The following is a 23,480-nucleotide window of genomic DNA, read 5'->3' on the forward strand; positions in this document are numbered from 1 at the left end:
TTGCAATTCTTTTGATAATGTTATGCAGAAAACAAGCAGGCGTACTTTAGCAGGTAAACAAAAATGCCCTATACTTATAGTATAGGGCATTTTTGTTATACTGGTGGCCCCGCCGCGAATCGAACGCGGATCTAAAGTTTAGGAAACTTCTATTCTATCCGTTGAACTACGGGGCCAGGCATTTTGGCAGGCAAATCTACTTTATTTCTGCTTGCCAAGCAAATGCAGCGCCGCCCCCCTGGTTAATAAAACGCAATAGCAATTCCGAACGCGATAACCGTAAGTACCAGCCCCACCATAAATATCGCATACGAAATGCGCAGCACCCTGTACTTGCGGTTCAGAACCTCACCCAGATAATAAATATCCGTGATCATGTTGTTGTAAAGCGATTTTTTGTCGCGCATGATTTCGTGCATGCCTTTTTGGAAATCTTCGAGGGGCAGCTTTGTAAAATTGCCGAAAAAGAGCAGGTTAACATTGCGGCTGTTGATCTTGTCTTTGTTCTTTCTTTTAAAAGACAAGCTTGTTACTTCGGGCTGCGCCGAGATGATGGCGAAAACCACCGAACCCAAAGCGGTCAGCAGCAGGGTGCCGACAGGTATGATAATAGAACGGTGCTGTGCAAAATCAGTACCTTGCGTCGAGGTTTTGGCGCTCAGGTAAGTAATAATCACGGAAAGGATAATGGCATTCAGGCTTATCATCATGTTGGCCTTGTTGTCGGCAATGCTGCTGAGGTCCAGATGCGTTTTATAGGTATTGCGAAACATAGTTTCGATGCCGCGCTTGGGCTGGGCGAGCGTTTTGCGGCGGCTCTTGTCCCTTTTCTTCTTTTTATTTTCTTCTTTGCTGAGTCGTTTGCGCTGCTCCTGTATGTTCAGCCCTAACTGTGCGGCAAATTTCTGCTGCGCCTGTACAGAGCTAAAAGAAGTAGAAAGCAGAAAATCCATCTGGAACTTAGCCCATTCCCGATCAGTAAAAAACAGGTCCAGGAAGATCTCCCACTCCACGCGGAGCAACTCGGCCGTGGCCGTAAAGATAGACTTCCCGATGTTGGACATGTCTGCATCTGCCAGCAGCTCCTGCAGTAATCCCTGTGGTTTTACGTCAGACTGGGTAGCTTCAATGCAACTGTTGATGCGGGCAATGCGCTCCTGCGGATAGCCGTGTGCCTGCAGCCATTCGGTGGCCAGCCGTTTGCTTTCTTCTTCGTGCCCTTTATAGGTGTTGATGTAACCGGTATCATGAAACCATGCCGCCAGTACCAAATCTTGCAACTCGTCTTGCGGCAGCTCACTCAGTTCGCCAAGCGCCTGCGCTTCTGTTACGGTTTCAAGTGTGTGCCTGTAATTATGGTAAACCATCTTTTTTGAGAGACGCTTTTTAAAAAGCTGCAAAACGTACTCACCGGCTTCCTCAATTATTGTTGGTTCTTGCATAGGGCTAAATATTCTGTGGCGGAACTGTAAATGATGCGCAGAGCGCATCAGGTAAAAACAGGCGTACACCTGTAACAGGCGGTTACGGGAACAGCAGTTTTTTGTTAGCAAACTGACCTGCTATACGCGTAGCACCCGCCTGCTGACCAGTCAACAACAAATTTTGTTTCCTCTCGTTATCAAATTCAGTCCTGCCTGCCTGCTGTGGCATCGCATCTGCAGAGCAACGAGGCGGTGGACGAACAGCCCCGGTAACCCGCTGCGTAAACCTGCCTGCACTGTGGCGCATCCACCTACAAACGCCATGTTCTTCGGCTATCGCTGCCACACATGCCGCACCGGCAGGATAGTTTCGTATACAATAACGTAACTATGAAAGAAAATTATACCCTGAAAACGTTTCTGATTAACCCCGTAGTACTGCTGCTGCTAATGCTGCTCCTGAATGGCTGTGTGAACACAAGCCCATACTACAGCCCGCAGGCAGCCGATTGGGAACAATCCAAGCCTGACCCAAACAGCAAACTGCTTTACACGGTGTTCCTGATCGGCGACGTGGGAGAACCCAGCATAGACAGCACACAGGAACCAACCCTGAAGCTGCTGCAGCAGCAGATGAACGCAGTGGGGGAGCAAAGTGCCACCATTTACCTGGGCGATAATGTGTATTACAACGGCCTGCCGGAGCCCGATGCATTTGACAGGGAAGTATCGGAGGCGCGCATGAACGAGCAGCTCGATATCCTGAAAGGCTACCCCGGCGAAACATACATGATAGCCGGTAACCACGACTGGAATCACAGCGGCCGCGGCGGCCTGGAAGCTGTGATGCGGGAACAGAACTATGTGAACGCATACCTTGAGAAGAAGAATATTGTGGTAGGCAACGATTACTACGTACCCGGCAACGGCTGCCCCGGGCCTTATGAAGTAAGGCTAAGCGACAACCTGGTGCTGATAGCCGTGGATTCTGAGTGGTGGCTGTTTCCTTTTAACAGGCCGTACGGCAACAACAGCAGTTGCGGCGCTACCACCGAGGCTGATTTCCTGGTAAAACTGGAAGACATTATCGAGAAAAACCAGGGCAGCGACATTTTGGTAGTAGCCCACCATCCGCTGAAGAGCAGGGGCGCGCACGGGGGCTTCTTTACGCTGAAAGATCATATTTTCCCGCTTACCATGCTTCGCGACTGGATGTACCTGCCCCTGCCCGTCATCGGTTCCATTTATCCTTTTGCCCGCAAGTATGGCGGCATTCTGGAGGACATTCCCCACCCGCGCTACCAGGCTTACATCGAGGGGCTGCTCAATATCTTTAACAAGTATGATAATATTACGTATGCCGCCGGCCATGAGCACGCGCTGGAGTATTTTAAGCATGGCGATACACCGCTGATCGTGAGTGGATCCGGCAGCAAAAACCAGTACGTAAAGCCGGGCGGCGATGCCTTGTATGCGCAGCGTATACAGGGCCACGTGAAACTGCTGTATTACGATAACGGCCAGGTATGGGCAGAATACTGGGTGCCTGTTGGCGATGGCTCGACCGGCAAGGTTACGTACCGCACCCTGTTGTACAACAAAAAGCCGGGTAAAGAAAAGCCTCCCGTGCAGGATAAAACCAATTATGCCGACAGCACCATCACCATTGCGGCCAACACGGCGTATGAGGCAGGTGCAATACAAAATGCTTTGCTGGGCGACCACTACCGCCAGGAGTGGGCCACGCCCGTAGAGGTGCCGCTGCTGGACATGAAGAATGCTTTTGGCGGGCTTACGCCATACCAGAAAGGCGGCGGCAAGCAGACCACCACCCTGAAGGTGCGCAACCCTGATGCCCGCGAATTTAAGCTCCGCAGTATAAATAAAAATAATTCGATGGTGCTGCCGGAGTATCTCCGCAGAACAGCGGCGCGTAACCTGCTTCAGGATCAGGTATCGGCTCAGCACCCGTACGGCGCCCTGGTGGTACCTGATCTGGCTGATGCGGCCGGCGTGTTCCATACTAATCCCCAACTGGTATACATCCCCAATACGTCTTACCTGCGCCAGTACAAAGATGAATTTGGCAACACCTTGGCCTTGCTGGAGGAAGATCCGGATGAGAACCATGAGGATGTCGCCAGCCTGGGTAATGCCACCAACCTGGTGGGTACCGATAAAGTGCTGAGCGAGCTGAAAGAAGACAACGACAACGAAGTAGACGAGCGGGAGTTTGCGCGCGCGCGCCTGCTGGACATGCTCATCGGCGACTGGGACCGGCATGAGGGGCAGTGGCGCTGGGTAGAGGATGAAAAAGAAGGCAAAGGGGATCGCTACATTCCCGTGCCTGTAGACCGCGATCAGGCCTTCTTTAAAGCAGACGGCATCCTGCCCTGGCTGGCCACGCGCAAATGGGGTGTGCGCAATGTGCAGAACTTCGGCTACGATTACAGCGATATCGTAGGCCTGAACCTGAGCGCGCTCTCCCTGGACCGTACCTTCAGTTCCAGCCTTACGCGGCAGGACTGGGTAGAAATTGCCCGCGACATCAAAACAAACATGACGGATGCCGTGATAGAGAAAGCTGTAGCGCAATTACCGGAAAATATACGTGCTGTATCAGGGCCTGAACTGATTGCCAAACTTAAGTCGCGGCGCGACAAACTGCCCCGGGCGGCGGAACAATACTACGAGCGCCTGGCCAAGGCAGTAGATGTGGCCGGCAGCGACAAACACGAACGCTTTATTGTGGAACGCCTCAATGATGACGAAACGCGGCTAACGGTGTATAAAACCTCGAAAGAAGGCGAGATATTGGACTCACTCTATCAGCGCATCTTTTATACAAACGAAACAGAAGAGTTGCGGCTGTATGGCCTGGGCGGTGAAGATGAGTTTAAGGTTACCGGCTCTGTTGATAAAGGTATACGGGTACGGATAATAGGCGGCGGCGACGAAGACCTGATTGTGGACAACTCGGAGGTAAGCGGGCCCGGCAAGTATACAGTGGTGTATGATACTGAAACCGGCAACAGGTTTGACTTCGGGCCCGAAACAAAAGACGAAACATCTTTTAAAGAAGAGGTAAACGTTTACGACCGCGACAACTACAAAATCCCGTATGTGGGCCCACGCTTATCCTTAGAGTATAACGAAGATGACGGCTTGTTTGCAGGCGCCGGTATACTTGCCCGCACACAGGGCTTCCGGAAACAACCTTATGCCGCACAGCACCTGCTGGAAGCCAATTACGCATTCCGCACAAAATCATACAATGTGCATTATGCAGGCGATTTGCGCCAGGTGCTGGGGCCATGGAGCATTCTGCTGGATGGCCGCATGCAGGGGCCCCACTACCGGCGCAACTTCTACGGGCTGGGCAACGAAACCGTGCAGAACCCCGCGCAGGATGATGCCTACTACCAGGTGCAATACGAGCGCCTGCAGCTGAGTACCATGTTTTATAAAGATCTGACTTCCTTCCTCAAAGCCGGCATTGGCCCCACCTACGATCGCTTTAAAGTAACAGGGCCTGCCGGCGAGAGCTTCCTGGTAAATGAAGCCCGCGCTGGCAGGCTGGAGCCCGGCCTTATAGATGCCGGCAGCGGTGCGTTTAATGCGCAGCATTACCTGGGTGTGGCATTGTTTGCGAATATGGATGTGCTGGAAAGTACCGATGAGGCCAATCCCCGGATAGGTATGCGCTGGCACAACAGCATCAGTTTTAACAAGCAACTGGGCGGTGGTAATCTGAATTATACAAACCTCAGCTCCGCCTTCAGCTTTTATCTTACGCCCAATTTTCCGTTTCAGCTTACGTGGGCCGGCCGCATCGGGGCATCACACAATTTTGGCGACTTCCGGTTTTACCAGGCCAGCACCCTGGGCGGCACCGACAACCTGCGCGGATACCGCCGCACACGGCTGGCGGGCCGCTCGGCTCTGTATGCCAACATAGATGCACGCGTAGAGCTGTTTAACTTTAACTTATACCTGACGCCTGCTGAATTTGGTGTGCTCGGGCTCTACGATGTCGGCGGTGTGTACAATGATAATGATCCCCGTGAGCACTTTTTCCGTAGCCTGCATACAAGTTATGGCGCCGGCATCTGGACGGAATTGCTGCAACGCAACGTGGTGTCGCTGACCTATGCCGTAGGCGATTATGACAAGCTCTGGACACTGAACTTTGGCTTCTTATTTTAAGGAAACGCACTTATACTTAATCTTACCTCTATGAAAAAAAACTACTTTTTGTTGCTGGCGCTGGTGTTGTGTTGCGGGCAGCAGGTGCTGGCGCAAGGTCCCGAAACTGAAGTGCTGGAAGAGTTTGCGACGCCCAGCGTAATTGGCATGGGCAAGAGCAAAGGCATCAATATCGGTTATGAACGCCTGCCCCAATTCGACATTGACTCAGAATCTGATAATCCCGATATTGGTAATGGCAGTGGCCGTGTGCGGCGGAACAACCGTTTTTTTGTGCGGGCGTTTGCCCCAGTCGTCAACAAGCCGCAGACAAAGCTTATTCTCGGGATAGACTATAAGTTTGAAGAGTATAACTTCGGGAATGTAACGCCAGCAAACTACAGCCTTTATGAAAATCTGGAGGATAAAAACCTGAAGAGCATCGGCCTGCAGTTGGCTTACCTCCATTCGATAGATGCAAGAAGGTTTTACCTGATACGCGTAAAAGGCGAGGTGAACGGCGATTATACTCATGATAACCTCAACTTTTCGGATTACTTTAAAACAACCATCGATGTAGCTTATGGCTGGAAAAAAGCCCCCACCTATGCGCTGGGTATCGGGGCGGAAATCGGTTATACTTTCGGGCGCAAGAGCATTTACCCGGGTATACTTTTCAACAAGACTTTTAATGACAAGTGGGGCGTGGAATCTATTTTTCCGGCCAATGTGAAGGTGCGTTACAACCTGAACGAAAAAACGCTGTTTTATGGCGGTTACAGGGTAGAAGGCGCCGCCTATACCCTGCGGGTACAAGATCCGCCTTTGTCGGAGTTTGAGAAAATTGAACTGCGCCGGACCGATATCAAAGCCATGTTGCGGGTAGAGCGTGAAATTTACGATTTCCTGTGGTTTGCCGTAGAAGGTGGCTTCCGGCAATATTACCGCAACAGGGTGTTTGACGACATTGGCTCCAGGAACGAACTCATCAACAACGATCTGGCCGGAGCCGGCTATATTGGCGTGGAATTATTTGCCGTGCCGCCACGCAGGCTGATAGAAAGAATGAAGAACCGCTAGCCAAGTCAGGTATAAAACAGGAGAAGGAGATACTGCCGGGGCTTTTCTTTTGTTGATACTTCCTTTTACCTTACCAGGAATTTGGCAGAACAACTTATACCTGCCTGTAAACGCACTCGCAGGAATGGTACAAAATACAGGGGCTGCGCCATACTTACTGTGAAACAGCAACATGCGCTACCCTACTTGTCTCCTTTACGATCCGGGTTCATACCTGCCGACACCAGGCTGCGCAGGTAATTATAGCTCTCATACTGTGCCCGGATATGGGCAGGCGTGTCCGGGCGTAAATAACTGTTGTCTACGGTCCGGGCTTTGGTATCGTCGGCCAGCTGGAAGTCGATGATGGTGCGCACCTGTTCCTTCAGGTGCTGCTGCAACAACGGAAAGGCTACCTCTACGCGGCGGTTGAGGTTGCGCGTCATCCAGTCGGCGGAGGCCACGTAGTATAGCTCGTCGCCCTTGTTATGAAAGATGTACACGCGGGCATGCTCCAGGTAACGGTCCACGATGCTGCGCACTTCAATATTGTCGCTCAGCCCCTCCACGCCGGGTACCAGGCAGCAGATGCCGCGCACCAGCAGTTTTATTTTCACGCCTGCCTGGCTGGCCGCATATAATTTTCTAATCATACGCTCATCCTGCAGGGCGTTCATCTTCAGGATTATAACAGCAGGCAGCCCCTTTTTTGCATTCCTGATTTCGCTGTCTATCAGCTGCACAAAACTTTCGCGCATGTTGATGGGTGCTACCAGCAGGTGCTTAAATTTTTTGTCCGGCTGCCCGTCCAGCAGGAAGTTAAATACCTGCTCCACATCTTTGGTCAGGCGCTTGTCTGAGGTAAAGAGGCCGTGATCGGCATATATCGTGGAGGTGTCTTCGTTGTAATTTCCTGTGCTGAGGTAAGCATAGTTCACCATTTTGCCATGCTCGTTGCGTGTTATCAGGCCCAGCTTGGAATGTACTTTCAGGTCCTGCGCGCCAAAAATAACATTGGCTCCCGCTTTCTGCAGTTTACCCGCCCAGAAGATATTGGATTCTTCATCAAAGCGCGCTTTCAGCTCCACTACCACCGTTACCAGCTTGCCGTTTTTGGCCGCCCTGACCAGCGCTTTGGCAACCGCTGATTTTTCGGCCACGCGGTAAAGGGTAACACTGATAGCGGTTACCTTCGGGTCTTCGGCAGCCTCGTTAAACAGGCGCAGTACATAATCAAACGACTGATAAGGATAATGCACCAGGTAATCCTGCTTTTGCATGGCGGCCAGCATACTTGGCTCCTGCTCCAGCAGCGGGTGCACCAGGGTTGGCTGTGGTTTATACTTGAGTTCAGGTAAATCAAAATCCGGGAATTGAAAAAAATCGCGGAAGTTGTGGTACTTGCTGCCTTCCACCAGTTCCTCCTCCGTAATGCCCATGTGGGCCATAATTATACTCAGGAGTTCCTGCGGTGTTTCGGGATCGTAAAGCAGGCGCGCGGGATAGCCGGTTTCACGCTTTTTCAGGCTCTTGCGTATCTTCGCCATCAGGTCGCCTGACACTTCCTCCTCAATGTCCAGCTCTGCATCCCGCGATACCTTTACGGCATGTGCCTCAAAATCTTTATACTCCGGGAAAAGCAGCGGCAGGCAGTAGCGGATCACGTCATCCATAAACATAACGTAGCGCTGCCCGTCTGTGGTGGGCAGTTTTACAAAGCGGCCTCCGTGTTTTTTGGTCGGAAGTTCCAGCATCGCAAAACGTTCAGGCTTTGCATCCGCCTGGACAGGGGCTGTCATTTTTACGCCCAGGTATACCGTCTGATCTTTCAGGAAAAGGTGCAGGTTGGTATCATCCAGCGTAATAGGCAGCAGCAGCGGCTGCAGTGCCTGCTCAAAATAGTTTTTCACCCACTCCTGCTGGGCTGCGTTCAGGTCGTTTTCTGTCAGCAGGTGTATGTTTTCCTGATGCAGCCCGGTCAGTATCCCTTCTCTGAAAATTCTGCCGAAGGCCCGCTGCTGGCGCTTTACCTCTTCTATTACCTGCCCAAAAACGGCGGCAGGATCATCTTCCAGTTTTTCTCTCGTTTTCCTCTTCAGTTTGATAAGGCGCTTGAGCGTGGCCACGCGCACTTTAAAGTATTCGTCGAGGTTAGCCGAGAAAATAGCCATAAACTTGATGCGCTCCAGCAGCGGCACCTTTTCATCCTCAGCCTCCTGCAGTACCCTGTAGTTGAAGGCAAGCCAGCTCAGCTCCCTGTTAATGGAAGGGAGCTCCTGCTGAGGGTCTTCCTGTACTTGTATATCTTTGTCCATGTTGATAAAGCTGAGGCTGTAACAGATGTGGCTGTTGCCGACACGCGCTGGGTGCTATTTGTAGTTTTTTGGAAAGTCGAAAAACAGAAAGTCGGCATTGTCGCGGCTGATGTCGCTCCAGTTATCGCAATCGAACTGCAGAGCAGCCACACCGGTAGTAGGCAAACTGGCCAGGTTCTCCGGCGAGAGCATGTTGGCAAAATCCGAGAGTGCCTCGTTGTGGCCTACCAGCAACAGGTACTGTACCGCTGCAGGCGCTTCCTGCACCACCTCCAGCAAGTCTTTCTTGCCGGCGGCGTATATGCGGTCGTTTACTTCAATGTCGCGCGGCTCATAGCCAAGCTCTTTTCCTACAAGCATGGCAGTGGTAATAGCCCGCACGGCAGGGCTTGACAAAATCAGGTTGGGGTGAATACCCCGGGCGGCCAGTTCCTGGCCCATGAGCAGTGCGTCAGCGCGGCCCCGTTTACTCAGGGGCCTGTCGTGGTCGCTGAGCTGTTCAAACTTCCAGTTAGATTTGGCATGCCGCAGGATGTATAGCGTCTTCATATAGTTTCGTATTTACGCACCGGTAGCCTTGCTACTTACTGAAACTATACGCAAATGGTTGTGCCGCGCTGTGGTGCAGCCAACATGATTTTACCGGAAAACAATGCTGCAAAAGCTGGCCGGAGCGTAACTAAAAGATGAGGCACCAGCACTGTTGTAATCTGCTGGCATGGGCTTATACTTGTACTTCCTTCTGTACATGAAAGTAACGAACTGCAACCCCGCACCAGCAAGGCTTCATTTATGCTTGTACCTGATAAGTAAAAAGCTCGTGGCTGCTATATCCGGCAGCCACGAGCTTTTATACTTATCAGGTTTATACTTGCTTACACGTTGTTTGGGTAACGCTCAAAATGGATTTCTGCCACGCGGCGCTGTAGTTCGTCGCGCAGCGCTTCAATGTTTATTTTGTTGGTGGCGGAGATAAACAAGGCAGGTGCATGTATCTTGGCCATGTAAGTCGCTTTCAGATCTTCTAAAGAAGGACGTACCTCGTGGCCTTCTTCCTGCAACTCCTGTTCGCGCTGTGCCAGGTACAGGTCAATCTTGTTGAAGACCAGCAGCACCGGTTTGTCGGCGGCGTTTATATCTTTCAGCGTGTCGTTTACCACGGCAATGTGCTCCTCAAAAGAAGGATGCGAAATATCCACCACGTGTACCAGCAGGTCGGCTTCACGGATTTCATCCAGCGTAGACTTAAACGCCTCGATCAGTTTGGTAGGCAGCTTGCGGATAAATCCTACGGTGTCGGAGAGCAGGAAAGGGATGTTGCCGAGTACCACTTTGCGCACGGTAGCATCTACGGTGGCAAACAGTTTGTTTTCGGCAAATACCTCCGATTTGGAGAGCAGGTTCATCAGCGTCGATTTGCCGACGTTGGTATAGCCCACCAGTGCCACGCGTGTAATAGCTGCACGTGCTTTGCGCTGCTCAAAATTCTGTGTTTCAAACTTTTTCAGGCGCTCTTTCAGCAGCGATATTTTGTCGCGCACAATACGGCGGTCGGTTTCAATCTCCGTCTCTCCTGGGCCCTTCATACCAATACCGCCTTTTTGTTTGGAAAGGTGCGTCCAGAGGTTGGTGAGGCGTGGCAATAAATACTGGTACTGGGCCATTTCGACCTGGGCGTGGGCCTGGGCTGTTTTGGCACGCAGCGCAAAGATATCAAGTATAAGCAGGCTGCGATCGACTATTTTTACCTGCAGCTCGCGCTCAATGTTGCGCACCTGCGACGGACTCAGGTCATCATCAAAAATAACCATGTCGATTTTGTGCTCTTTTACAAAAGCATTAATCTCATTCAGCTTTCCGGTGCCCACAAAGGTGCGGCTGTCGGGTTTGTCCAGCTTCTGTACAAAGCGCTTCACCGCTTTAGCGCCCGCCGTTTCCGTCAAAAAAGCAAGCTCATCTAAGTATTCAGTAGTTTGCTCCTCTGTCTGGCGATAATTGGGCACAGCCACCAGCACGGCGGTTTCCTGTGGCTTGGCCGTTTCATAAAATTGTTGTTTGCTCATTCAGTTTCTTTTAAGCGTCATAGTATAAGCTGCCGGTTTCTCTGCATCCTGTTCGCCCGGGCCGGCCGCATTCGTATGAATAACGTTGTTGACGTCATTCAGGCTGCTTTTGCTGATGGTCAGAACAGCAAAAGTAGCTTCTGGTAAGCAGTAACGCAGGGCAGGCAGGGAAGACTTGCCTGGTTACAGCTCATTCAGATGATTACGTGCAATTTACTTTAATTTTTCTGATGCTACGGCTAAAATGGCTAACTTGCTTCCTTTCAGCCGTAGCACCTGTCTTCGCGATGAGCTAGTATATGCGCATAGCCCTTGTGATCAATACTTCCTGGAATATCTATAACTTCCGGATAGACCTGGTGCAGGCATTGCTGGCCGACGGGCATGAGGTGGTGGCTGTTGCACCCTGCGATGCCTATTCCGGGAAACTGGAGGAGGCCGGATGCCGGTTTGTGCCGGTACCCATGGAGCAGGGCACCAATCCTGTTAAGGATCTGCTGCTTTGCTGGCGCCTCTATCGTACCTATAAGCGCCTGCGGCCGGATGTGGTGCTGCACTACACCATTAAACCCAATATTTATGGCGCTGTTGCGGCACATTGGGCGGGCGTTCCGGCTATAAACAACGTATCCGGACTGGGTACAGTCTTTATCACCAGAGATTATGTTTCTGCCATTGCGCTCAGGCTGTACAAATTCGCTTTCCGGTACCCGGCCAAAGTGTTTTTTCAGAACGAAGATGATCGGAGGCTTTTCCTGCGCAACAGGCTGGTGGGCGAAAGTATAACGGCGGTGCTGCCGGGTTCGGGTGTTAACCTGCAGGCATTTGCACCGGCAGATACATTTAAACGCAACAAATCCTTTGTCTTTCTGATGGTGTCGCGGGTGTTGTACGACAAAGGTGTGCTGGAGTTTGTGGAGGCCAGTAAACTGGTGCAGGATCAATTTCCGGATGTACAATGCAGGCTGCTGGGTAAAATAGATGAGCGCAGCCGCTCCGGCATCAGGCGCAGCAAGCTGGAAGAGTGGCTGGCTACCGGCGTGATTGAATACCTGGGCACGACGGATGATGTAGCCGCCGTTATCGCAACCGCCGATTGTGTGGTGCTGCCCTCGTACCGCGAAGGTACACCGCGGACGCTCCTGGAGGCTGCGGCCATGGCCAAGCCGCTTATCGCCACCAATGTGCCCGGCTGCCGTGAGGTAGTACAACATGGCGTAAACGGCTATCTTTGCAGCGCACGCAGCGCAGCCGCATTGGCCGAAAAAATGAAACAGATGCTGCAACTAGGCGAGGCGGACCTGAAGCGCATGGGGCAGGCCAGCCGCCAGCTAGCCGTCATGAAATTCGATGTTCGGATTGTGATTCAAAGATATAAAGAGGCCATTGCACAGGTAGCCTCCCAAGTGATAGTATAAACCGACAAGTGGTATAGTTTGATATGACAGGGTAGCTGTATCATGAATATCTACTTGCTTATAGTATTTTTATTCAGCACAGTAAGAAATTAGCACATTAAACATAATGGATCACCAACTTTTTCATATTGAAGGACTGATAGAATTTACGCCGCGCGTGTTCCGGGATGAACGGGGTTATTTTTTAGAGACCTTCAGCCAGAAGTGGTTTGCGCCCTTCGGCCTGCAACCTGCCTTTGTGCAGGACAACCAGTCGGTGTCAGGTAAAGGCGTTTTACGTGGGTTGCATTTTCAAAAGCCGCCGCATGCGCAGGCCAAACTGGTGCGGGTAGCAACCGGCAGAGCACTGGATGTGGTGGTGGATTTGCGCAAAGGTTCGCCCACCTATGGCCAGCACCTTACCTGCCTGCTGGATGCCGTATCACATAACCAGTTTTACATTCCGGCTGGCTTTGCGCACGGCTTTGTGGCGCTGGAAGATAACACCACTTTTCTGTACAAATGCACCGACTACTATGCACCGGCCACAGAAGGCGGCATCCTGTGGAACGACCCGGCATTAGGTATAGATTGGGGTATTACGGAGCCGCTGGTATCGCCGAAGGACGAGGTGCTGCCGCTGCTGCAGGACTTTGACTCACCCTTTTAGTTTGGCTTAGCGATTTACGTAGCACGACACACGATTCCGGGAAGAAGTATAAAAGGTGAAAGTATAAACCGGAGGCCTTATACTTTTTACGGCTTCGGGTAATTTTTGCCGGCATCGTCTAAAATCAGAACCCAGTCGTTGCCATAGCCACTTCGGGGCGGAGTGAACTTCTTGCTTCCCTGATTTTGAACCGGGCTGATGGCTTGTGCTACGCCGGTTCTGGGATCAAACCAGTAGCCTGTTAAGGAAGCGCCTGTTATTTTGCCCAGGTTTACGGTAAATGGCTTTCCGGTAGCAGCATACACGAAAAGGTAGCCTGTACCGTGGGTGGCCTGTATGCGTTCTGCCGCCGGCAGGTTGTTCTCCACAACCAATGATTGATCGGGCACTCTGTCGGTGAGCGGGCGGGATTCCATCAACCTGCGCAGGAACTTCATCTGGCTGGCGCCGGGTAATTCCAGCGCTTGTTGCCAGTAGATGTGCGGATCGTTTACAGATTCCCGGTTGGGAGCATAAAACTGCCATATATCGTGGCAGCCATATGTGTGCCCGAAAGCGCCCGAAAAAACATCCAGGTAGGCATACTTACGCACATCATAAGCGCTGGAGGTGCCCAGATCTTTTGCGTTGAAGCAAACCGGATGATCTTCATAAATCGGTTCAGCGTCTATCACCGGTTTTGCCGGAACCAAGTTGTAAACGGCTTGTATTTTATCGTAAACAGGCATGTCGCGGCAATGCCCGTTCTGCAGCATATTGAAATCGAGCCAGTCATCCTTGTGAAACCATTGCGCAGAACCCATGTCGGTACCTCCGCTAGGATGGAAGCTTATGAGCGCTTTGTCAGCACTGCCCGTACCTTCTGCAATTCCTTTGGCCATGGCACGCCACACTTTTTCATGCACCACGTTTTGTGGGTTGCGGTCGCCACCTAAAATCCAGACGATGTTCTTGCGGTTTTTATAGCGGTTTCCGAGCCATTTGCCATATACTTCTGCATTTTCGGGAGTAAAAACTTCCGGGCCTTTTCCCCAGCTGCTTTTCCTTAGTTTATCTCCCCAGGTGGGCAGCAGCCCGATAACCAGGCCATACTTATCTGCCTGGTCAATGATATAGTCAACATGTTTAAAGTAGGCTTCGCGGGGTTTTGCGGGATCATCGTTTTCCAAAGGCAGTTCACCATAGGCATTGGGCGTATGCAGCCCGTCGAATTCGGCCAGCGCTACTGCCTGAATCACCGTAAAGCCCTGCTCTGCCCTGCGCCTGAGGTACTGGTCTGCCTCCTCGCGGTTGAGGCGGTGAAACAACTCCCAGGCGGTATCTCCCAGCCAGAAGAAAGGCTTGTTTTCGCGCAGCAGATAGCGCTGGTTGGGGCTGACACGAAACTGAGCAAAGCAGTTCCCCACCATGAACAGCAGCAGTAAACAGGTATAAAGCCTTTTCATAAGTGTTGTTTAAAGAGAGAATCTTATTGACAAAAGAAAGTATGACAAAAGACCGGGAATTAAGATGAAACAGAGGTACAAATAGTATACTTCTGTTTCGTTCACCCGCAACTTACAGCAACTCCACCACTGTCTCCAGGCCCATGCCGCGGGAGCCTTTTACCAGCACATAACTTTCCTGCACGGGATGCTCCTGCAGCCATTTCGCCAGTTCCGGTTTTGTAGCAAAGTATAAAAACGCATCATTCACAGCCGCCGCGTATTGCATGTCTTTGCCGCAGAGCAGCACTTTGTCAAACGATTGTTCGGCTACCACTTCGCCCAGCGCGCGGTGCTCGGCTTCACTTTCAGCGCCCAGTTCAAACATATCACCCAGTATAACCACTTTCTGCGGCGCATGCATACTTCCGAAGTTGCGCACAGCGGCAGCCATCGAGGTCGGGTTGGCATTGTAAGCATCCAGAATGATGGTATTGCTGCCTTTTTGCAGCACCTGCGAGCGGTTATTGACTGGGCTATAGTTGGCGATGGCGGCATTGGCTTTTGCCAGCGGTACGCTAAAAAACTTGCCTACCGTGGCAGCGGCGGCCATGTTCTCGTAGTTGTAGCTGCCCACCAGTTGCGTGTGCACCTCGTTGCCTTCCTCATCCTGATACACCACGTAAGGCGAAGACTCCAGCAACTCGCTGTGGTAATAATCGCCGGGGGCAGGATAGGTGATTTTATTTTCGATGCGGCGGCTCATGCGCAGCAGGTGCTCGTTGGCGGTGTTCACGAATACGGTGCCGTCGTGCTCCGCCAGGTATAAGTATAATTCACTCTTGCCGCGCGCCACGCCTTCCAGGCTCCCAAAGCCTTCTAAATGCGCTTTGCCGATGTTGGTGATGAGGCCGTGCGTGGGCTGTGCGATGCTTGAAAGCAGTGCAATTTCGCCGATGTGGTTGGCACCCATTTCTATTATCGCCATTTCGTGCTCCGGCCTGATGCGCAGCAGCGTAAGCGGCACCCCAATGTGGTTGTTGAGGTTGCCCTGCGTGTAAAGCGTGTTATACTTTTGACTGAGCACAGCATGTATGAGCTCTTTGGTGGTGGTTTTGCCGTTGGAGCCCGTAATGCCGATAACGGGTATGCTGAGCTGGCGGCGGTGGTGGCGCGCCAAATCCTGCAGCGCCTGCAGCGTGTCTTCTACCACCAGCATGTTGTCTGCGGCCATACTTGGGTCGTCCACTACGGCATACTTCGCTCCTTTTTCGAGGGCTGTCCAGGCAAATTTTGCTCCTTTAAAGTTAGGCCCGTTCAGGGCAAAAAACAGGCTCTGGTCCTGCTCGGCGCGCGAGTCGGTACTGACGTGGCGGCACTCCAGGTACTTTTGATACAACAAGGCGATATTGTTCTGCATGAATTAAGTAATTTTATCCTGAACAGATGCTTTTAGGGCGGCCACCTGCGTTAGCGTATGTATAAAGTATAAACATGCGCTTGTGCAGCGTGCCGATACTGTGGCAATATACATGCAAATCCCGAAAAGCGACAGCGCTGCCTGTTGTCTCCATGCAAAACATCCTTTAACTTGAACGAGAAAGCTGCTCACGAACCATGAAGAACGCCTTCGCCCTGCTGTTTATACTTTGGTCTGCTACCGCTGCCCGGGCGCAGGATTCGCTGCAGTTCCGGCTGCGCACCGATGTGCCGGTTGTTACGGCCACTGGCGCGCTTTCTGACCCGTGGAGCGGTGGCCTCAACACGCCCCAATTCTCTACCATCGACCTGAACAAAGACGGGCAACCGGATTTATTTATTTTCGACAGGATGCTGCAGAAAGTGTATACCTGGCTGGCCGTGCAGGAAAACGGGACGTGGCGCTATACTTATGCACCAGAGTATGAGGTGTTCTTTCCTGAGGATCTGACATCGTGGGTGTTGCTGCGCGATTATGACTGCGATGGCCTGCCCGATATTTTCACGAGCACGCCGCTGGGCATCCGCGTGTTCCGGCAGGAGGATACCGGAAACGGGCAATTGAAATTTACGCTGGACGAAGAAGCGCTCCTCTATGGTGACCGCAACATCAACCTGCAAATGAACAGCGCCGATGTGCCTGCTATAACTGATATGGACGGCGACGGCGACTTGGATGTACTCATCACCGAGTTTTCGCTGGGATATACGCTGGAGGCCTACCGCAATGTGCAGGCCGAGGAAGGGCTGCCCTGCGGCACGCTGAAGTATGTGCAGCAAACCAACTGGTGGGGCGGCATATCTGAGTGCGAGGATTGCAACAGCTTTGTGTTTAATGCCTACTGCCGGCTGGCCGCGCCGCAGCACAACGGGCACAGCGGCTCCTCGCTGCTGCTGCTGGACCTGGATGCCGATGGCGACAAAGACCTGCTGATGGGTGGGCTGATGTGCAACGACCTGGTGCGGATGCTGAACCAGGGTACGCCGGACAGCGCGATCATGAGAAGTTTCGATACCAATTTTCCGGAGGCGAAACCGGCCAGCTTCAACATCTTCCCGGCTGCTTATTACGAGGATGTTACCTTCGATGGTACGCCTGACTTGCTGGTAGCGCCGCAGTCTACGTATGAGCTCAACAACATCAACCTGGCACAGTCGGTGTGGCTATACCGGAATGAAGGCGCAGCAGATAACCCGGAGCTTGATTTTGTGCAGGATGATTTTCTGCAGCACCAGATGATAGACCTGAGCGAAGGGGCTTTCCCGGCTTTTGCAGACCTGGACGGCGATGGCGATCAGGATATGCTGGTTGGCAACGACGCCTCTATGCAGCATGGCAGCTACAACGCTTCTATCAGTTATTATCAGAATACCGGCACTGCCACAACCCCGGCCTACACGCAGGTTACAGATGATTATCTTAACCTATCCTCCACCCTTCTCAGAAGTATAAATCCTGCTTTTGCAGATATGAACGGTGATGGCGCAACGGATCTAATCCTGACGTACCAGCAACCGGAAGCTGGTAAAACCAGCATTCAATACATCCCCAACACTGCGGCCCAAGGTGCGCCGATGCAATTCAGCTTTGCAAGTATAAAACTGGTGATGGCGGTGGAGCCCGGTGATGCGCCCGCTTTTTTTGATGCCGATGAGGACGGTGATTTGGATATGGTGCTGGGTAAAGCGAGTGGCATTCTGCCCTTTTACCGCAATACAGGTAGTGCCGGCCAGCCTGCTTATACTTTAGAGGAAAACAGCGTAGGTAACATCGGCCTGAATGCACTGCTGCGCAACCTGCGCCCCGCCGTGGCGGACCTGGACGGAGACGGACAACCCGACTTGCTTACAGCAGACGACAGCGGCACCCTCAGTATCTACCGGAACTTCACCCAAAACTTAAATGACGAAACAAGCCTCACCGCCGAAACCCGGCTACTGGAAAACTCATTAACCGGGCAACTGTACGAGACACGTTTGGGCAAAGACCTGAGCATTGCTGTCGCTCCGCTGGGTGGCGCAAACAAACTGTATGTAGCTATCGGAACACAGGGCGGCGGTTTATACTTGCTGGAGCAGACTGCCGGAAGCGGAACCACAACGGAAAACCCACACGAAACGCTCACGCTGCAGGTATACCCGAATCCCGCCGACAAAGCTACCTACGAGGCAGCCTATGCACAAGCCTCATTGCCTGTTTCACTGGAAATGTATGATGGGATTGGGCGACTTGTATATCAAACGCTAGGCAGGTATAGCCGCATACACAGTATTCCGCTGCAGCATCTGAAAGCAGGCTTGTATGTGGTGCGCGCCACGGCCCCATTGGGCAAGCATGCTACGGCTAAACTGCTGGTGAGATGATGCAAGCTTTCCTGCTCCTGGATTTAACCGCAACTACCGCTTTCCGGCAGCCACTTCTGGCGCAGGTAAAACAGGTATGGCCGGAGGTGGCAGCACTGGATGCAGATGCAGCATCTGGGGAGTTGCTGCTGCACTATGCCCTGAGGTTGCTGCGCGATGCTGATAAAGCGGTGGTGCTGGTGCAGGCAGACGAAAGTATGCTGGGCTTTGGCAACGCGATGCCGCTGATAGAGGAACTGCTGCTGCCACAGGATGGAAGAGTTATTTTGCTGCTGGGCCGCTACCCGCGCCTCGAACGCATGCTGCAGGCGCGGCCTTACCTTGTTTTTAAACAAGTGGAGGATGAGGCAGAAGCTTTGGAAGAATTAGCGTTATACCTGTCGTAACTGGGTTGCTACTGAAGCGGGTGAATGTACAAGCAACTCTGCTATTAGTTTATACTTCTGCAGCCAACTACTTTTCATCTTAAACACCTCCCGGAGCGCCTGTCACGGTTTCAGGGCACAATGCTGAACAGCATCTTTAGCGAGGATGATACAGGCAAGCCGGGTTTACTGTATCTCCGTACTTGCTGCCCCGGCTCATACTTATTCCCGGGGAATAGTACAAAACAATATGGCGCAGTGTTTATTAGTCTTTCAACTTAAAATTCTATATATTTAAAATGTTAAAACAGGAGACAAATATGTCTCTCAAACAGGCTGCTGGGACCATACCGCTTTGCATTGGGTTTTCTTTCGCACACAGTCAAAACGATTTATCAGCCATAACAGAACCCTGTACCTCACTATAAAACCGCAGCTATGAACAGCGCCGTAAAATTTGTTTGTGTGTTTTTTGTTTTGCTTCTCCCGCTTGCAGGGTTCGCTCAGAAACTGAAAAAGAAGAAGATTTCTACAACGCTGACCGAATCATACAATGTGCCGGAAGATGATAAAAAGACAAAGCAGGGGCCTTATGTTGTGATGAATGAAAAGGACGTGGTGCTGGTGCAGGGGCAGTATAAGGATGGTATGAAAGATGGCATCTGGACATATTTTAATGAGAATGGGCAGGTAGTGCAGAAATATGACTTCAGCCACGCCAGGTTGTTGTACGATGCCAGAGATTCTGTTTCTATAGTGCGTACCGGCTTTGAGCTTATGCAGAAAGCAGCAAAAGGAGATACCATTCAGGTGCCCTACAAGATTGGAGGTTCCAACTATGGCTTCTATCTGCTCTACGACCGCAAGGATTTGCCCGAGGAAGTGACCAGGCAGGTACAAGGTATGGTGATGACCTATGCTTTTACTATCTCAGAAACGGGCAAGCTTGAAGACTGGACAATCAATTATACAGGCCCTTATTACAACAAAACGATAAAGCAATCCCTCAAAAACCTGCCCGACGATGCCTACGAATTTTCTGCGGCTAAATTAAACGGGCAGCCGGTGAGGAGCAAGCTTTATTATGCCATCAGCCTCGACGTAAATGTGCATGTGGTCAGGAGGTTTAACGACGTGGTTACTTATTAACGGGCTTCCCGGAAACGCTTCTTCGTGTTTTGTTTAGCTGCCAAGGGTAAAGCTATCAGCATCCAGGTGCGCCGGAAAAGCCTCGCGATATTCTTTCAATTCCTCTCTGTTTAAAGCTATAGTATAGATGCCTTCTACTTCAGAGGCTTCCAGCAAAGTATGGCCTTTGGGGTGGATGATAGCAGAGCCGCCGGAGTAAGGGTGTCCGTTGCCATCAGTGCCCACGCGGTTCAGGCCTGCAACATAGGCGAGATTCTCGATAGCGCGTGCTTTGAGCAGTGTGCGCCAGGCCTGGTGGCGTGCCTTTGGCCAGTTGGCTACGTACAACAGCAGGTCATAGGCTTTGTCGCCCGTGTTGCGGCTCCACACCGGGAAACGCAAATCGTAACAAACCAGCGGACACACTTTCCAGCCGTTTAAATCCACTATCAACTGCTCGCTACCGGCAGCATAGGTATGGTGTTCTTTTGCCATCCTGAACAAATGCCGCTTGTCATACCTGGCATAGCTGCCATCGGGGCGCACCCACAGCAGGCGGTTGTAGTAGTTGCCCTTTTCCTTTACGATTACGCTTCCTGTGATTACGGCCTGATGTTGTATGGACAGCTGCTGCATCCAGGCCAGCGTTGGACCTTCGGCTTCCTCGGCCAGTTCGGCAGCGTTCATACTAAAGCCGGTGGTAAACATTTCGGGCAGCACAATCAGGTCGGTGGCGGGAGCGGCAGCAGCCAGTTTCTCCGAAAACATCCGGCGGTTAGCTTCCGCCTCCTGCCAGTGCAGCGTGGTTTGAACAATAGTAACGCGTAAATCCATTTTAATCGTTAACTGCTTTTCGTGCTTAGGTGTGATGGAGTATAGAGGAGCCCTCAGCAATTTAACAACCGTCAATTGATCATCAAAGGCTGCTTAACCGTTCTGCTGCAGTGCGCAACGTGTCCTCGCTTTTGGCAAAGCAGAAGCGCAGATACTTATGGTCGGTTTTGTCGTGGTAAAAAGCGGAAACCGGTATGGCTGCCACGCCGGCCTCCTGCACCAGCCGTTTGGCATACGCCACATCGTACTCGTCCGTAATTTTATCATACTTTGCCAGCTGGAAATAAGTGCCGGCAGAAGGCGTCATCTCAAACCCGGAATCCTGCATTTGCGCACAGAAGAAGTCACGTTTCTGCTGATAGAAGTCCGGCAGCGTCCGGTAGTGTGCCTCATTGTCCAGGTATGCGGCAATGGCCATTTGCAGGGGGGTAGCCGTGGAGAAGGTGATAAACTGGTGCATTTTACGCAGCTCGGCGGTGAGTGCCGGTGGCGCTATGGCGTAACCAATCTTCCAGCCGGTGGTATGATAGGTTTTCCCGAAAGACGAAATCACAAAGCTGCGTTCACGCAATGCGGGTAGCTGCAGTGCACTGAAATGCGCCTGTCCGTCAAAAACCATGTGCTCGTATACTTCGTCGCTGATTACAAGTATGTCGGTGCCGTCAATCAGGTTGGCCAGTTTTTCCATGTCGGTCTTCTGCATCACAGCACCGGTCGGGTTATGGGGCGTGTTGATGATGATCAGGCGGGTACGGGAAGATATGCGCTGTTTCACCTGGTCCCAGTCCACACTAAAGTCCGGGAGCGCAAGCGGTACATAAATCGGGGAGCCGCCGCTCAGCCGGATGGCGGGCGCATACGCATCGTAACAGGGCTCCAGCACCACCACCTCGTCACCGGTTTTTACCACAGCCATAATAGCGGCAAACAGCGCTTCTGTCGCGCCGGAAGTTACAGTTACTTCGTTGCCCGGGTCAGGCAGCCAGCCATACATCTTTTCTGTTTTCAGGCTGATTTGTTCGCGCAATACCGGCATACCGGCCATGGGCGCATACTGGTTAAAGCCTTCACGCATGTACCGGGCTACCAGTTCTACAAGTGGCTCCGGACAGTTAAAGTCCGGGAAACCCTGTGATAAGTTAATGGCCTGGTGCTCCTGGGCAAGTGCCGACATTACCGTAAAAATACTGGTGCCAATATCGGGTAGCTTGCTGCCAGGATAATTTATCATAAGTTCAGGTTAAATGCGAATTAAGATACAGTGAAGATAGCATACTTTAACTTTGCTGCAACAGTTCCCGCACCAGCTGCTGCAGGGCGGGCACGGCGTCGGCCTCAAACCAGGGGTTACGCCGGAGCCAGAACTGGTTGCGCGGCGAAGGATGCGGCAGCGGCATATAGCGTGGCAGGTACTCATGCCAGTTTGCTACTGTTTCGGTTAGGTTGGCCTTCGCAGACTTTTTCAGAAAATAGTCCTGCGCATACTTGCCGATGAGGAGTGTAAGCTCAACGTCGGGCAGCAACGCCAGCAACTGCTGATGCCAGTGCTGCGCACATTCGGGGCGCGGCGGCAGATCGCCGCTCCTGCCTTTGCCGGGGTAGCAGAAGCCCATCGGTATAATAGCCACCTTTGATGCATCGTAAAACAGCTCAGGCCCTATGCCCAGCCACTCGCGCAGGCGCTTGCCGCTCTGATCGTCCCAGGGTTTGCCGCTGGCGTGTACTTTGGTGCCCGGCGCCTGCCCTACCAACAGCAATTTGGCTGTAGCACCGGCACGCAGCACCGGCCGTGGTCCCAGGGGCAGGTGCTCTGCGCAAATGCGGCAGGCCTGCACCTGCTGTAGTAAATCCTCCAGTGCGTCCATAAGTATAAATCGAAGGGGCAAAGGTACAAAGTATAGCTGATGTATAGCAACAGCTTTTGCCGCTACGCGTGATGTATGGGATGCCTGGCCAGCTTTGCCGGATGTTACTGCGGAAGATACATGTAAAGGAAGAGAGGTAATAAGGCAGTAAGCTATTCTCAAGTACAAAACAGCAGCAACAAAGCTTTGTCGCTCACATCCTGCCATTCTGAAAACAGCCTGTGCATTACCGGTTGTCCGCCCGAAGTATGATTTTCAGGATTACAGAATTAAAAAACATATACCTGCCTGATGTTACCGGCACTTACCAGGCAGCAACAGCGGCTCAAGTATAAACCAGTGCCTTACAAACTGCCCCACTCATAATTATGAGCAGGGCAGCGATGTATGTATCTCTTATCTACGGCGGCGTTCATCATCCCAGTACTCGTCGCGGGGTGGACGGCGATCATTCCGGTGGTGTGACATAGAGGGGTCTTGTTGCCAGCGATCGTTGGCATGCTGGTTACTGCTATGGAAATGCACATCCTGCTGCCGCCATATAGGTGGCCTGTCCTGATGCTCCTGCTGCCGGTCATCATACTCCTGCCTGCGCTGATCGGGTTGCCACTCGTGGCGGTTGTGCAGGCGTCCTTCTCCGGGCGGATGGTTTTCCTCGTGCGAGCGCCACTCATTCCGGCGTGAAAATAGCGGTGCCGGATCACCCCAGCGGCTCCTGAAATCATGAAAATGATCATCCTCATATGGTTGCCGTTCATCTCTTCTTTGCTGCTGCTGGTATTCCCAATGACGTGGGTGGCGTGGATCGCGTGGATCGTTTTCGTGGTACTGCATGTGTGTTAGATTAGGTACAACAATACTTTTGGTGATTTATACTTGTTTGTACGACATGACAGGGAGGATGTTTG

General features: G+C 52.1%; 17 protein-coding genes and 1 tRNA gene. 7 read left to right on the forward strand and 11 right to left on the reverse strand.

All coding sequences use genetic code 11. The annotated features are described in order from the left end of the window. Positions 1-101: 101 nt before the first annotated feature. A tRNA-Arg gene (locus tag I2I11_RS00190) sits at positions 102-176 on the reverse strand. 66 nt (positions 177-242) lie between these two features. Then, positions 243-1,442 (reverse strand): Pycsar system effector family protein, encoded by a 1,200-nt coding sequence (locus I2I11_RS00195; RefSeq protein WP_196265654.1) that lies wholly within the window; start codon positions 1,440-1,442, stop codon positions 243-245. Between the two features lie 372 nt (positions 1,443-1,814). On the opposite strand from I2I11_RS00195, the gene I2I11_RS00200 reads away from it, so the two are divergent. Beyond that, complete coding sequence (locus I2I11_RS00200; RefSeq protein ID WP_230679811.1) at positions 1,815-5,630, forward strand: BamA/TamA family outer membrane protein; 3,816 nt, start codon at positions 1,815-1,817, stop codon at positions 5,628-5,630. A gap of 30 nt (positions 5,631-5,660) precedes the next feature. Then, positions 5,661-6,689, forward strand: a complete 1,029-nt coding sequence (locus I2I11_RS00205; RefSeq protein WP_196265655.1) for a DUF6268 family outer membrane beta-barrel protein — start codon at positions 5,661-5,663, stop codon at positions 6,687-6,689. A gap of 182 nt (positions 6,690-6,871) precedes the next feature. On the opposite strand, the gene ppk1 is transcribed toward I2I11_RS00205, so the two are convergent. From ppk1 to hflX, 3 genes are all read right to left on the reverse strand, one after another. Next, positions 6,872-8,983, reverse strand: coding sequence for a polyphosphate kinase 1 (gene ppk1, locus I2I11_RS00210; protein WP_196265656.1), 2,112 nt, complete (start codon positions 8,981-8,983; stop codon positions 6,872-6,874). A 54-nt stretch (positions 8,984-9,037) separates the two neighbouring features. Further along, positions 9,038-9,532 (reverse strand): SixA phosphatase family protein, encoded by a 495-nt coding sequence (locus I2I11_RS00215; RefSeq protein ID WP_196265657.1) that lies wholly within the window; start codon positions 9,530-9,532, stop codon positions 9,038-9,040. Between the two features lie 326 nt (positions 9,533-9,858). Next, positions 9,859-11,046, reverse strand: a complete 1,188-nt coding sequence (gene hflX / locus I2I11_RS00220; RefSeq protein WP_196265658.1) for a GTPase HflX — start codon at positions 11,044-11,046, stop codon at positions 9,859-9,861. A 299-nt stretch (positions 11,047-11,345) separates the two neighbouring features. On the opposite strand from hflX, the gene I2I11_RS00225 reads away from it, so the two are divergent. Beyond that, the gene (locus I2I11_RS00225) at positions 11,346-12,464 is read left to right on the forward strand and encodes a glycosyltransferase family 4 protein (protein WP_196265659.1); all 1,119 of its coding nucleotides are present in this window, start codon (positions 11,346-11,348) and stop codon (positions 12,462-12,464) included. A 106-nt stretch (positions 12,465-12,570) separates the two neighbouring features. Further along, positions 12,571-13,113, forward strand: a complete 543-nt coding sequence (rfbC, locus tag I2I11_RS00230; RefSeq protein ID WP_196265660.1) for a dTDP-4-dehydrorhamnose 3,5-epimerase — start codon at positions 12,571-12,573, stop codon at positions 13,111-13,113. A gap of 86 nt (positions 13,114-13,199) precedes the next feature. Here rfbC and I2I11_RS00235 read toward each other — a convergent pair whose 3' ends face one another. Next, on the reverse strand, positions 13,200-14,558 hold the full coding sequence (locus tag I2I11_RS00235; RefSeq protein ID WP_196265661.1) for a glycoside hydrolase family 140 protein: 1,359 nt from the start codon (positions 14,556-14,558) through the stop codon (positions 13,200-13,202). Positions 14,559-14,670: 112 nt separating this feature from the next. Next, positions 14,671-15,957 (reverse strand): UDP-N-acetylmuramoyl-tripeptide--D-alanyl-D-alanine ligase, encoded by a 1,287-nt coding sequence (locus I2I11_RS00240; RefSeq protein WP_196265662.1) that lies wholly within the window; start codon positions 15,955-15,957, stop codon positions 14,671-14,673. A gap of 197 nt (positions 15,958-16,154) precedes the next feature. On the opposite strand from I2I11_RS00240, the gene I2I11_RS00245 reads away from it, so the two are divergent. The 3 genes from I2I11_RS00245 to I2I11_RS00255 all read left to right on the forward strand — a co-directional run bounded on the left by I2I11_RS00245 (position 16,155) and on the right by I2I11_RS00255 (position 19,894). Next, complete coding sequence (locus I2I11_RS00245) at positions 16,155-18,380, forward strand: T9SS type A sorting domain-containing protein (protein ID WP_196265663.1); 2,226 nt, start codon at positions 16,155-16,157, stop codon at positions 18,378-18,380. After that, a complete protein-coding gene (locus I2I11_RS00250) occupies positions 18,377-18,766 on the forward strand; it encodes a hypothetical protein (protein ID WP_196265664.1) in 390 nt (129 codons plus the stop codon). The genes I2I11_RS00245 and I2I11_RS00250 overlap by 4 nt, the downstream gene beginning before the upstream one ends. A gap of 417 nt (positions 18,767-19,183) precedes the next feature. Beyond that, the gene (locus I2I11_RS00255; protein WP_196265665.1) at positions 19,184-19,894 is read left to right on the forward strand and encodes a toxin-antitoxin system YwqK family antitoxin; all 711 of its coding nucleotides are present in this window, start codon (positions 19,184-19,186) and stop codon (positions 19,892-19,894) included. A gap of 33 nt (positions 19,895-19,927) precedes the next feature. Here I2I11_RS00255 and I2I11_RS00260 read toward each other — a convergent pair whose 3' ends face one another. The 4 genes from I2I11_RS00260 to I2I11_RS00275 all read right to left on the reverse strand — a co-directional run bounded on the left by I2I11_RS00260 (position 19,928) and on the right by I2I11_RS00275 (position 23,406). Continuing rightward, positions 19,928-20,707: an amidohydrolase gene (locus tag I2I11_RS00260; RefSeq protein WP_196265666.1), complete on the reverse strand. Its 780-nt coding sequence runs from the start codon at positions 20,705-20,707 to the stop codon at positions 19,928-19,930. An 82-nt stretch (positions 20,708-20,789) separates the two neighbouring features. After that, on the reverse strand, positions 20,790-21,938 hold the full coding sequence (locus tag I2I11_RS00265; RefSeq protein WP_196265667.1) for a methionine aminotransferase: 1,149 nt from the start codon (positions 21,936-21,938) through the stop codon (positions 20,790-20,792). Between the two features lie 46 nt (positions 21,939-21,984). Then, complete coding sequence (locus I2I11_RS00270; protein ID WP_196265668.1) at positions 21,985-22,572, reverse strand: uracil-DNA glycosylase family protein; 588 nt, start codon at positions 22,570-22,572, stop codon at positions 21,985-21,987. Positions 22,573-22,968: 396 nt separating this feature from the next. Beyond that, complete coding sequence (locus I2I11_RS00275) at positions 22,969-23,406, reverse strand: hypothetical protein (RefSeq protein ID WP_196265669.1); 438 nt, start codon at positions 23,404-23,406, stop codon at positions 22,969-22,971. Positions 23,407-23,480 lie beyond the last annotated feature (74 nt).

This window comes from Pontibacter rufus, from assembly GCF_015694705.1.
GTDB lineage: Bacteria > Bacteroidota > Bacteroidia > Cytophagales > Hymenobacteraceae > Pontibacter > Pontibacter rufus.